Genomic DNA, 11,936 nt, shown 5'->3' with positions numbered 1-11,936 from the left:
ATAACTTTACCTTTAAAAAATGGGAAAGAACCACTATTATTATGAAGGGTAGTAATAATAAAATGAAAGTTAATGCTTTTTTCTTAAAGAAGAAAGTGAAACAAGATTTAAAGGAGATTTTTCAATGAAACTCGCAACAACACTTACCATTTTAGCTCTTGCTTTTATAGTAACAGTTATCCTGGCACCAATTAGTATTCCACTTCTTCGTCGTCTAAAGTTTGGGCAAAGTATTCGAGAAGAGGGACCAAAATCACATATGAAAAAAGCTGGTACACCAACAATGGGGGGAATCATTTTCTTAATATCCATCCTCGTAACAACTGTTGGTGTAGGTAGCTTTTTAGATTTATTAACGACACAGACCGTAGTACTTTTATTAGTATTAGCAGGATTCGGCTTAATAGGTTTATTAGATGATGGTTTAAAGGTTGTATTTAAAAGAAATTTAGGTTTAACCTCTCTTCAAAAATTGATTGGTCAAATTGTTATTGCTATTCTTGCGTATTTCCTTCTACATGTAGGATCGTTTGATACAACGTTAGCTATTCCATTTACGGAGTGGACTATTGATCTAGATGTATTCTATGTAGCCTTTTTAATTTTTTGGTTAGTAGGCTTCTCCAATGCAGTGAATTTGACAGATGGACTAGACGGGCTAGTGGCAGGTACTGCCTCCATTGCCTTTGCAGCATTTGGTGTTATTGCGCTATTCCAAAGTCAGGCAGATATTGCACTATTTTCGTTTGCTGTAACAGGTGCTTTATTAGGCTTTTTATTATTTAATGCAAATCCTGCAAAGGTATTTATGGGGGATACGGGGTCATTAGCATTAGGTGGAGCATTAGCTATGGTATCTGTCTTAGTAAAAGAAGAATTCTTGCTTTTACTAGTTGGCTTAGTGTTTGTGATCGAAACACTTTCCGTTATTTTGCAGGTAGGTAGCTTTAAGCTTCGAAAAAAGCGTATTTTTAAAATGAGCCCTATTCATCATCATTTTGAATTATCGGGTTGGTCAGAATGGAAAGTAGTGCTTGTCTTCTGGTCAACTGCCTTAGCAGTAGCATTAATTGCAGTCTTATCGGAGGCGTTCTAATGAAAAACTATACAGATTTACAACATAAAAAAGTACTTGTGTTAGGTCTAGCAAAAAGTGGTGTGGCCGCTGCTGAAATTTTACATGAGCTTGGTGCATTTGTAACAGTAAATGATTCAAAACCATTTGATGAAAGTCCAGATGCACAAGGGCTCTTACAGAAGGGGATTACAGTTATCTGTGGTCGCCATCCTGAAGATTTACTTGATGAAGGCTTTGAGTTAGTGGTAAAAAATCCAGGTATACCTTATAGCAATCGAATTGTGGCTGATGCCCTTAGTCGAGAGATTCCAGTCTGGACAGAGATTGAGCTAGCTTTTTTAATTAGTGATGCACCATTTATTGGTATAACAGGCTCAAATGGCAAAACAACGACAACAACTTTAATATTCGACATGTTAAGTAACGGAAGTAAAAATCCTTTAATTGCTGGAAATATTGGGACAGTTGCTTGTGGCGTCGCAAAAGAAGCTAATCAAGATGACATCATTGTAACAGAATTGTCTTCTTTCCAATTGATGGGGATTAAAACGTTTAAGCCTAAAATTGCTATTTTGACGAATCTTTATGATGCGCATCTAGACTATCATGGAACATTTAATAACTATGCTGAAGCGAAGTTTGGCGTAACTCGTAATCAAGATGACAGTGATTATTTTATTTATAATGCCGACCAACCGATAGTGGTTGGATATGCAGCACAATCTCATGCACAGAAGATTCCATTCAGTTCGAAGGGGCGTACTGCAAATGGAATTAGTGCAGATGATACAACAATTTATTGGCAAGGTGAACCATACATGGATCGTGCGAACATTGCCTTGCCTGGTAAGCATAATTTAGAAAATATCCTAGCAGCCGTGGCAGCCTGTATTTTAGTTGGCTGTGACAAAGAGAAGATGGAAGAGGTTTTAGCGACATTTGGTGGAGTTAGACACCGTACACAATTCGTACGTGAATGGAACGGTCGTAAGATTTACAACGACTCTAAGGCAACCAATTGCTTAGCGACAAAGAGTGCTTTAGATGCTTTCCAAGCTCCTGTTATTTTACTCGCAGGTGGCTTAGATCGTGGACATTCTTTCGAAGAGCTTCGCCCTTGTATGAGTCATGTAAAGGGTGTTGTTGCGTTTGGAGAAACTGGCTTACGATTTGTAGAATTTGCAAAATCGTGTGGTGTCCAACATACCGTCATTGCTCAAAATGTAGAAGACGCTGTTCAATATGCAGCACCGCTGTCTGCAGAAGGAGATGTTATTTTACTATCTCCAGCATGTGCAAGTTGGGATCAATATGACAGCTTTGAAATACGTGGAGATGTTTTTATTGATGCTGTAATGAAGCTGTAATGAGCCTGTAACTATTTTAGAATATACTTGACTTGGAAGGATGGCATTACTGAGAGGTAAAGAAAGCTACTTATTGCTCGTCACAACTTTGATGCTATCAATAATCGGCATTATTTTCGTCTATTCTGCAGGTACCTATTGGAGTGCCGTTCATTATAGTGGAAAAATGCCGTTTTATATGAAGCAAAGCGTATACTTTGTGGTAGCCATTGTCGTATTTTTAATCACGATTCGATTAAATATTTTGAGAGAGCAGTCCTTTTGGAAAATGGCCTATATATTTTCGTTAATTTTACTCGTTCTCGTCCTGATTCCTGGTATAGGATTAGTGCGAAATGGTTCGCAAAGCTGGATTGGTGTAGGTCCATTAACAATACAGCCGGCAGAGCTAACGAAAATTACCGTCATTGTGTACTTGAGCCATATATTAGCCCAACATAAAACGGGCACTCCTGTTGTTAACTGGCGACATGGTTTTATCCTGTTACTTCCTGTTGTTCTTATCATGTTGCAGCCGGATTTTGGCTCAGTATTTATTCTCGTTGTATCTGTGTTTTTATTGTTTTTTGTCGCTGGCTATCCTCTAAAATTATACGCCATGATTATGCTAGCTGGTGTCGCTGGATTAGTAGGTCTCATAGCGACAGCGCCATATCGTCTAAAGCGTATAGAAGCATTTCTTGATCCATGGGCTGATCCCTTGGTTAGTGGGTTCCAAGCGGTGCAATCTTTAATGGCTATCGGTCCAGCAGGGATTTTTGGGCATGGCTTTGGACAAAGCCGACAAAAGTTTCTGTATTTACCAGAGCCTCAAAATGATTTTATTTACGCCATTATTTTAGAAGAAGTCGGATTGATTGGTGGCCTCGTTATTTTAGTGCTTTTTGTACTAACGATCTATGCAGGCTATAGATTTGCTGTACAGGCTAAAAACCGAACGTCCTATTATGCGATTATCGGGCTAGTCACAATGCTTATGGTGCAGGCTTTTCTAAATATAGCCGTAGTAATAGGTTTAGTGCCAGTAACGGGTGTCACATTACCTTTTATTAGCTATGGTGGAACATCTTTAGTAACAATGTGGTTAATAATAGGTATTATTTATCAATTAGCGAAATAAATATAAAGGAGGAGTACTTTTATGGAGAAAGTAATTGATATAGAAGAACGCATACCTACGCTAAAAAAGCGACGAAAAAAGCGTACAAACCGGAAATTTATAGTGCTAATATTACTTTTCTTTATTGTGTTAGCAGTACTCCTTTATTTTCAATCTCCATACAGTAACATCAATAAAATCACTGTCAATGGTGCGAAGCTAGCGAATGACCAATATTATTTGGAGGCAAGTACTCTTGCGCCAGGAAAATCAATGTGGAGTTTCAAAGTGGAAGATATTGAACAGATTTTATTAAAGGATAAATGGGTAAAAGAAGTACAGGTTAACCGTAACTGGTTACAAGGCGTAACAATTGATATTAAAGAATGGAAAAAAGTTGCGTACTTAGCTGGGGATGGGACTTATTATCCTTTGCTAGAAAACGGCAAGCGCTTTGAACAAACGGGAAATGATACACCCATTGATGCACCTGTTTTTATCGGGATAACTGGTGAAAAGACAATTAATAAGCTTGTTGAACAGCTAGCACAATTAAAGCCCGAAGTATTAGCTTTAATTTCTCAGGTTAACACAAATAGTAATGAAGCAAATCCAAATGCAGTCAAGCTTTATATGAATGATGGCTACGAAGTACGTGCTGTTATTCAGACACTAGCGGAAAAGTTAAATTACTACCCCTCTATCGTCGCACAAATTGCTAACTTAGAAAAAGGTGTGATTGATTTAGAGGTCGGTTCATACTATCGTCCTTTTAACGAGGAATACAACAAGATTAGTATTGACATGGAAGTAAATGCAGATGGTGAAATGGTTAACCAGGAAGTGACAGAAGATGAACAACAAGAAGACGAATAGCAAAGGTAGTTTTTTTACTAGAAAACAATTCGAATTACTAATTGTTTGTGTAACAACAGGATTTATCATCGGCTATTCATACAACCAGGCGAAAGATAATCGAGAAGCAGGCACTATTAATTCTGAGCTTTTTGAGCAAGAAGATTCTTATCGTGAGGAGCTAATCACTCAACAAGAGCGCAATAAAGAACTTACGGAAGAACTAAATCATTTACAAGAACAAATTCGGAAGTATGAAAAATCCTTTGCTTCAAACGAAAAGGACTACAAGAAGCTTGTTGAGCAAGCAGAAGATTTACGGCTTTTACTCGGTGAACTAAAGAGTGAGGGGAAGGGCATACGCATAACCCTTCAAGATGGAGACTATGATCCAAAATCCTTAAATCCAAATGACTATATTGTCCATGAAAGTCATGTATTTAAATTGTTAAATGAACTAAAAATTTCAGGCGCGCAAGCTATTGCTATTAATGGACAACGTGTATTAGCGAGTTCTTATATTCGCTGTAATGGGCCAGTAATAACAATTGATGGTACACAACATCCAGCTCCGTTTGTAATCGAAGCGGTTGGTGATTCAGATACATTAATAGCTTCTTTAAACTTAAACGGGGGCGTGGTGGATCAATTATTAAATGACAATATTGTTGTGTCACTTGAAGAAAATCAGAAGCTTACCATGCCAAAAGTAAAAATAGAAAGTTAGGACAAGTTCTATACTTTAAACTTCATGTTTAATTTAGCCTTCAGTTATATAGTCGATTGTAGAAAATTATACAATTCAAAGTCGTATTCTGAGGGGCATACGATACGTCTAGGAGGGGCTATTTTGAAAAGAAATATGTACACCCGAATAACGATCGTGCTATTTATTATCGGTTTGATGATAGCGGTACAATACAATACCATACAAAAACCAGCTGAGCGAGATACACGAGATATTTGGGCAATAAGAGAGGAATTAGCACAAGAAAAACAAAGACATTCCGCACTACTGGCAGAAATTCGCTCACTTCATGAAGTAGTGGATCGCTATGAGCAATCTGAAAAAGTAAATCAGCAAGCAGCTTTAAATGAAACATTAAATCGTTTAAAGCTACAAGCAGGATTAACAGAAGTTATAGGGCCAGGTGTTGTACTTCGAGTTGAACCTGCACCTGAACTGATAGAAATGGGCTATGAAATTAAAGAGATTTCACCCGATTTGTTAACTCAATTATTGAATACCCTTTTTAAGAACAATGCTACTAATGTCTCAATTGATGGTAATCGGGTAGTACAAACAACAGCCATACGGGATATTAATGGTAAGACAACAGTAAACAGTATACCACTGTCTTCGCCTTCATTTGAGATATTTGTTGGGACAAGCGATTATAAAGCAGCACAAAAAATGTATAATTCCTTGCAGGCCTCAACATTTATAGACTCATTTTATTTAGACAATTTTAATTTAGTAATTGAAGAACCAATTGAACAGTTACAAATTCCAGCATTTGATCAGCCGTTGACAAATGATTATTTAGCAGAGGTAAAAAAAGGAGATTAATATATGTGGCTACCATTTTTAGGTTTGGTATTTGGACTTGCCCTTGGCTTGTTAACAAATATACAAATCCCCTCTATGTATGAAAATTATCTGTCAATAGCTGTTTTAGCAGCTTTAGATACATTATTTGGAGGTATTCGTGCTCAATTACAGCAAGTTTACGATGATAAAGTTTTTGTATCAGGATTCTTTTTTAATATAGTTCTAGCAGCAGGATTAGCTTTTATAGGAGTGAATTTGGGGATAGATTTGTATTTAGCAGCGATTTTCGCTTTTGGAGTACGTTTATTCCAAAATATAGCAATTATTAGGCGTATATTACTAACTCGGTTAGATGAGAAACGTCACAAGCGGAAAAAAACTTCCATAGAATGAGAGAAAAATTGACCAAAATACTCGATTTGCTTAGACATTATGCCAAATTTACAATAGAATGAAAACAAGAGCATTTTTCAAGGAGGTGCAGCGAATTGAATCAGCAAGATTTATACATTTCCCTTGATATTGGGTCCTCCTCTGTCAAGGTATTAATAGGTGAAATGAGTGACGGGCAATTACATGTAATTGGCGTCGGAAATGTAAAGTCGAATGGAGTTCGAAAAGGTGCAATTGTTGATATTGATGCAACAGTACAATCTATTCGAAAAGCAATAGAACAGGCCGAACGAATGACTGGTTATCAAATCCATGAAGTCGTTTTAGGCGTTCCAGCTAACCAGACGATGTTACAGCTAGTTAAAGGTGTTGTCGCTGTAAATAGTGAAAATAGAGAAATTACAGATGATGATTTAGACAGAGTGGTAGAATCTGCACAAGTCATGTCAATACCTCCTGAACGTGAATTAGTTAACATCATTCCAAGACAGTTTATTGTGGACAACCTTGATGAAATTAAAGATCCTCGTGGTATGATTGGCATCCGTCTTGAAATGGATGCAACAATGATAACGACATCCAAAACGCTTTTACACAATGTTCTTCGCTGTGTTGAGCGAGCGGGTTTAAGTATACGAGAAATATATTTGCAGCCATTAGCATCAGGCTACTTTGCATTAACAGAAGATGAAAAAAACCAAGGAACTGCCTTTATTGACTTAGGTGGCGGATCTACAACAATTGCAGTTTTTGAAGAGGGATTATTAACGCATACGGGTGTCATACCAGTTGGTGGTGATCATATAACGAAAGATATTTCAATCGTTTTAAAAACACCAACAGAACAAGCAGAACAAATTAAACACCAGTTTGGACACGCCTTTTATGATGACGCATCAGATGACGAACTCTTTGAAGTGCCTGTCGTGGGTACAGATTCTACTGATCAGTACAGCCAACGTTATATATCGGAGATTATCGGTGCTAGATTAGAAGAATTACTAGAGTTAGTTATAGATGAATTAGCACGTTTAGGTGTTAGAGATTTACCAGGCGGTGTAGTTTTAACTGGTGGTGTTGCAAAGCTTGAGGGGATTGCCCAATTAGCACGTCAAATTCTACAAACGCGTGTTAGAATCTATACACCCGATTATATCGGTGTTAGAGAGCCTTCATTTGCGACGGCAGTTGGACTTATTCGTTACGCCTATTTAGAAGATGATTTTTACGGTAAAAGTACGAATACGCAGCCTGTTGAATATGCAGTTGTAGGGGCTCAACCAGCTATAAGCAAAAAGCAAGAGTATTCTGCACCTTCAGAACCAAAAGAAAGCGTAATTGGGAGAGCAAAAAAATTATTTGATAAGTTTTTTGATTAACTAGAATGCGTAATGAATGATACAGAGTCGAGTTACCGTGGGAGGAAAAAGAGATGTTAGAATTTGATACAAGTGTTGATGAACTTGCAGTAATAAAGGTCATAGGTGTTGGTGGCGGCGGTAACAACGCTGTCAATCGAATGATAGAACATGGTGTACAAGGTGTTGACTTTATCGCAGTTAACACGGATGCTCAGGCATTAAATTTATCCAAAGCGGAAGTAAGGCTACAAATTGGGGCTAAATTAACGCGTGGATTAGGTGCAGGTGCAAATCCAGAAGTAGGAAAAAAAGCTGCTGAAGAGAGCAGAGAACAGCTAGAAGAGGTTTTACGAGGCGCCGATATGGTATTCGTGACTGCTGGTATGGGCGGCGGAACGGGTACTGGGGCAGCTCCAGTGATTGCACAAATTGCACGTGAATTGGGAGCCCTAACAGTAGGTGTTGTCACACGTCCATTTACTTTTGAAGGTCGTAAACGTCAAACACAAGCAATCGGTGGAATTGGCGGTATGAAAGAAGCAGTAGATACACTGATTGTGATACCAAACGACAAGCTACTACAAATAGTTGATAAATCAACACCAATGTTAGAAGCCTTTAGAGAAGCCGATAATGTATTACGTCAAGGTGTACAAGGTATTTCAGATTTAATTGCTACACCTGGTCTTATTAACTTAGACTTTGCAGACGTGAAAACGATTATGTCCAACAAAGGTTCAGCCTTAATGGGAATTGGTATTGCAACAGGTGAAAACAGAGCTTCTGAGGCTGCAAAGAAAGCTATTTCAAGTCCATTGCTTGAATCATCCATTGATGGTGCTAAAGGTGTCCTTATGAACATTACAGGTGGTTCAAATCTTAGCTTATTTGAAGTACAAGAAGCAGCAGATATCGTAGCTTCTGCATCAGATGAAGAGGTAAATATGATTTTCGGTTCTGTAATTAATGAAAATCTTAAAGATGAAATCATTGTTACAGTTATTGCGACAGGCTTCACAGAGGAAGCTTTACAGCAACAACGACCTACATCAAAACCGACACTTAATATGAACAGACAATCTGCTCCACAGCAACAAGCACCTATTCGTGAACAACGACAAGAAATGCATGTTCAACATGAGCAGCCACGTCAAAATCAGCAAAATTATGCACAGGATGACATGCTTGAGGTTCCGGCATTTTTACGTAATCGCAAAAATCGTGGTTAATTAACTTCTAAAAAGCTCGTATTTTACATATGTAAAATACGAGCTTTTTATATTGTCTGCCATGATGTTCAAATGTGTAAGGAAACCATGTTTTTTGTCAAAACATTTTTAGGAAATGATGCGATTGTTTGACAATATTTGTGGGAGTAACGTGCTAACTTTGTAAGTAGGAGGCGGCTGTTATGTATGGAGAATGGCTGGTGCTCATTAATACGCTTTTTAATCTAGCGATACTCACGTTTACGGCAAGAGTAACAGGAGTCCTTGTAAAAAATTCAAGATTATTAATGAGTTCTATTTGTAGTAGTTTTGTAGCTGTCATTGGCGGTCAAGTGCTGTGGACGACAATTCTTAGTTTTATATTGTTAATTGGTATAGCGTTTCACTTTAAGATTCGAAGCTTTCAGAAGCAAGGACCTATTGTGTTAACAGCAACGATCGTTATTGGCGGATTGTTAACAGCACTACAACCTTTTTTAAAAAATCTTTCTTCCACCCATTTCATTATGATTTGCTTTTTGCTTGCAGTTTTAAATCTTATTGCATTTTATAAGCAATGGGGTTTTGTAAAATTAGAACGCTTAAGTGGTCAATTTGTATTTGATACAACTTTAACAATCTTTGGGGCAAAGATACCACTTTCTGCCTTTGTAGATACAGGAAATCAAGCCATTGAGCCATTATCAGGAAAGCCGGTTCATTTTGTTTCCTATACTGCTTTGAGACCACATTTACCTTCAGCGTTCCGGGAATCATTAATGGAATGGCAAGAAACAGATCCGTACAATGTATCTATGTTTTCAGAAGATTATCAGCGTTATATACGATTTATTCATGTCAATACAGTACAGCAGCAAACCGTTGTCCTTGGTTTTCGCTTTGATGAGTGGCATATAAAGGGGGAGCCTTCGCAAGTGAAAATGAATGAATATATCGTATTAACCAAAAAAGCTAAAAATTTTCCACATAGCACAGCAGCAATTTTACATTTTTCAGCGCTTTCAAATAACTCATAGAGGGGGAGAACTATTGCTTCTTAGGCTACTTGCTAGCTTGAAAAAATTATGGAGTAAGTTTCGGAGTCGTGAAACGTACTATATAGGGGGAAATGATTCATTGCCAGTGCCATTAAGTCGAGAAGAAGAAGTTACAGTCATTGCATCCTTTATGAATGGTGATTTACGAGCTAGAGACACACTAATTGAACGTAATTTACGTCTTGTTGTTTATATTGCTAGACGTTTTGATAATACGGGAACGCCAATCGAAGACTTAATCAGTATTGGCTCCATTGGTTTAATAAAAGCAATTGAGACGTTCAATACGGATAAAAATATTAAGCTTGCAACATACGCATCACGCTGTATTGAAAATGAAATTTTAATGCATTTACGAAAAACAAGTCGTATGAAGGGTGAAGTATCCTTAGATGAGCCACTAAATTCTGATGCAGATGGAAATGAATTATTACTGTCAGATATTTTAGGAACAGAAGAGCATATTATTTTAGATAATGTGGAGAAAAAAATTGAACGTCAGCATATGTTCCACGCTATTAATTTACTAGGTGCGCGTGAACGTTATATTATGGAATGTCGCTTTGGTCTCAATGGAAAAGTTGAAATGACACAAAAAGAAGTTGCAGATCATTTAGGCATATCGCAATCATATATTTCCCGTTTAGAAAAGAAAATTATTCAAGATTTACGTGAAAATTTAAATCAACCAATTTCTTAGAAAGGGAAATTTATCCTACCTAAAATTGGTCGCAGCTTTTGTGCATATTCTTGTTTCTCTCGGACAAACTGATGTCACGGTTTAGTCAGAGAATAACATCCGGAGGAATCGAATATGCGAACAAAAGTAGATCTTTGCGGCTTAGATACATCGACTTTGCCAATTCTAAAGCACGAGGAAATGAAGGAACTCTTTATCCGATTACAAGCTGGAGAAACAGAGATTAGAGAAGAGCTTGTGATGTGCAATTTAAGGTTAGTGCTTAGTATTGTCGGTAGATTTGCCTATAGAGGTGAACAGGCAGATGATTTATTTCAAGTAGGCTGTATTGGCCTCATGAAAGCCATTGATCATTTTGATTTAAAGCATAATGTACGATTTTCGACATATGCTGTACCAATGATTATTGGTGAAATTCGTCGCCATCTGCGTGATCATCATGCATTACGTGTATCTCGCTCTCTAAGAGATATAGCTTATAAGGCAATGCAGGCAAAAGAGCAATGGATAACCGATAATTTGCGAGAACCAACGATTGAAGAAATTGCCGAGATGATTGACATGAAAAAGGAAGACGTTTTATTTGCTTTAGATGCCATTCAAGATCCAGTTTCATTACAGGAACCCATTTATTCAGATGGCGGAGATGCTGTTTATATGATGGACCAATTACGTGATGATGATGTATCAGAAGATCAATGGGTTGCCTATGTGTCGGTAAAGGAAAGCTTGCAAAAGCTAGATGAACGTCAGCAAATGATCGTTGCCAAACGATTTTATTATGGAGAGACCCAAACTGAGATTGCCAAAGAACTTGGGATTTCTCAAGCACAAATTTCACGTCTTGAAAAAAATGCAATTGAAACAATGCAAAAAGATTACAAATAAAAAAATGCGCATCGTATAATTCGGTGCGCATTTTATCTTCATTCAATGAACAAATGATACATAAATATAAAGTAACAGCAAAGTTTGATGGTAGTAGAAATGTTTATACGAAAGTAAACAATAGAGGAGGTATGTCATTGCGTTTTTCAATGTTACAACAAAAAGAAGTCATTGAAGCAGGAAATGGACGATTTATAGGCTTTGTCATAGATGCTGAAGTATCAAAAGAAACAGGCTATGTGACAGCATTTTTGATTGCAGAGCCTCGCAAATATCTTGGTTTTTTTAAAGGTGAAGAGTCTGTGAGAAAAGTGTATATGAAGGATGTGCTTGTTGTTGGTAAGGATGTCATTTTAGTCAAAGCCCTTTCCTAAGAC

General features: G+C 37.4%; 13 protein-coding genes. All 13 read left to right on the top strand.

Going from position 1 to position 11,936, the window contains the following annotated elements; genetic code table 11:
* The first annotated feature begins 124 nt into the window (after nt 1–124).
* The 13 genes from mraY (at nt 125) to BFM98_RS09220 (ending at nt 11,933) form a co-directional block, all read left to right on the top strand.
* Nucleotides 125–1,096, top strand: coding sequence for a phospho-N-acetylmuramoyl-pentapeptide-transferase (mraY, locus tag BFM98_RS09280; protein ID WP_048394663.1), 972 nt, complete (start codon nt 125–127; stop codon nt 1,094–1,096).
* On the top strand, nt 1,096–2,445 hold the full coding sequence (murD, locus tag BFM98_RS09275) for a UDP-N-acetylmuramoyl-L-alanine--D-glutamate ligase (RefSeq protein ID WP_066037190.1): 1,350 nt from the start codon (nt 1,096–1,098) through the stop codon (nt 2,443–2,445). Before mraY ends, murD begins: the two co-directional genes overlap by 1 nt.
* Nucleotides 2,446–2,485: 40 nt before the next feature.
* Complete coding sequence (gene ftsW, locus BFM98_RS09270) at nt 2,486–3,565, top strand: putative lipid II flippase FtsW (RefSeq protein WP_048394659.1); 1,080 nt, start codon at nt 2,486–2,488, stop codon at nt 3,563–3,565.
* Between the two features lie 21 nt (nt 3,566–3,586).
* The gene (locus tag BFM98_RS09265) at nt 3,587–4,420 is read left to right on the top strand and encodes a cell division protein FtsQ/DivIB (RefSeq protein WP_048394656.1); all 834 of its coding nucleotides are present in this window, start codon (nt 3,587–3,589) and stop codon (nt 4,418–4,420) included.
* Complete coding sequence (locus BFM98_RS09260; RefSeq protein ID WP_048394654.1) at nt 4,398–5,126, top strand: DUF881 domain-containing protein; 729 nt, start codon at nt 4,398–4,400, stop codon at nt 5,124–5,126. Before BFM98_RS09265 ends, BFM98_RS09260 begins: the two co-directional genes overlap by 23 nt.
* Before the next feature lie 123 nt (nt 5,127–5,249).
* Nucleotides 5,250–5,969, top strand: coding sequence for a DUF881 domain-containing protein (locus tag BFM98_RS09255; protein WP_036077135.1), 720 nt, complete (start codon nt 5,250–5,252; stop codon nt 5,967–5,969).
* 3 nt (nt 5,970–5,972) lie between these two features.
* Nucleotides 5,973–6,344 carry a small basic family protein gene (locus tag BFM98_RS09250; RefSeq protein WP_048394651.1) on the top strand — a complete coding sequence of 124 codons (372 nt, stop codon included), beginning with the start codon at nt 5,973–5,975 and terminating at the stop codon, nt 6,342–6,344.
* A gap of 95 nt (nt 6,345–6,439) precedes the next feature.
* Nucleotides 6,440–7,723 carry a cell division protein FtsA gene (ftsA, locus tag BFM98_RS09245; RefSeq protein ID WP_004224856.1) on the top strand — a complete coding sequence of 428 codons (1,284 nt, stop codon included), beginning with the start codon at nt 6,440–6,442 and terminating at the stop codon, nt 7,721–7,723.
* A gap of 53 nt (nt 7,724–7,776) precedes the next feature.
* Complete coding sequence (ftsZ, locus tag BFM98_RS09240; RefSeq protein WP_066037189.1) at nt 7,777–8,934, top strand: cell division protein FtsZ; 1,158 nt, start codon at nt 7,777–7,779, stop codon at nt 8,932–8,934.
* 182 nt (nt 8,935–9,116) lie between these two features.
* Nucleotides 9,117–9,950, top strand: coding sequence for a sigma-E processing peptidase SpoIIGA (locus BFM98_RS09235; protein ID WP_066037188.1), 834 nt, complete (start codon nt 9,117–9,119; stop codon nt 9,948–9,950).
* Nucleotides 9,951–9,963: 13 nt separating this feature from the next.
* Complete coding sequence (gene sigE, locus BFM98_RS09230) at nt 9,964–10,671, top strand: RNA polymerase sporulation sigma factor SigE (RefSeq protein ID WP_009373518.1); 708 nt, start codon at nt 9,964–9,966, stop codon at nt 10,669–10,671.
* 114 nt (nt 10,672–10,785) lie between these two features.
* On the top strand, nt 10,786–11,559 hold the full coding sequence (gene sigG, locus BFM98_RS09225) for an RNA polymerase sporulation sigma factor SigG (RefSeq protein WP_004227313.1): 774 nt from the start codon (nt 10,786–10,788) through the stop codon (nt 11,557–11,559).
* A 131-nt stretch (nt 11,560–11,690) separates the two neighbouring features.
* Entirely contained in the window at nt 11,691–11,933 is a 243-nt protein-coding gene (locus BFM98_RS09220; protein WP_225340754.1) for a PRC-barrel domain-containing protein, read from the top strand.
* Nucleotides 11,934–11,936: the final 3 nt, after the last annotated feature.

This window comes from Lysinibacillus sp. AR18-8, assembly GCF_001705465.1.
In the GTDB taxonomy this organism is placed as follows: Bacteria; Bacillota; Bacilli; order Bacillales_A; family Planococcaceae; genus Lysinibacillus; species Lysinibacillus capsici.
This window is presented reverse-complemented; position numbering and strand designations above follow the sequence as displayed.

Coding starts and splice junctions, on each gene's coding strand:
- BFM98_RS09265 (WP_048394656.1), top strand. CDS start 3,587: ATGGAGAAAGTAATTGATATAGAAGAACGCATACCTACGCTAAAAAAG.
- murD (WP_066037190.1), top strand. CDS start 1,096: ATGAAAAACTATACAGATTTACAACATAAAAAAGTACTTGTGTTAGGT.
- BFM98_RS09235 (WP_066037188.1), top strand. CDS start 9,117: ATGTATGGAGAATGGCTGGTGCTCATTAATACGCTTTTTAATCTAGCG.
- sigG (WP_004227313.1), top strand. CDS start 10,786: ATGCGAACAAAAGTAGATCTTTGCGGCTTAGATACATCGACTTTGCCA.
- BFM98_RS09220 (WP_225340754.1), top strand. CDS start 11,691: ATGTCATTGCGTTTTTCAATGTTACAACAAAAAGAAGTCATTGAAGCA.
- ftsW (WP_048394659.1), top strand. CDS start 2,486: ATGGCATTACTGAGAGGTAAAGAAAGCTACTTATTGCTCGTCACAACT.
- BFM98_RS09260 (WP_048394654.1), top strand. CDS start 4,398: ATGAACAACAAGAAGACGAATAGCAAAGGTAGTTTTTTTACTAGAAAA.
- BFM98_RS09250 (WP_048394651.1), top strand. CDS start 5,973: ATGTGGCTACCATTTTTAGGTTTGGTATTTGGACTTGCCCTTGGCTTG.
- mraY (WP_048394663.1), top strand. CDS start 125: ATGAAACTCGCAACAACACTTACCATTTTAGCTCTTGCTTTTATAGTA.
- ftsZ (WP_066037189.1), top strand. CDS start 7,777: ATGTTAGAATTTGATACAAGTGTTGATGAACTTGCAGTAATAAAGGTC.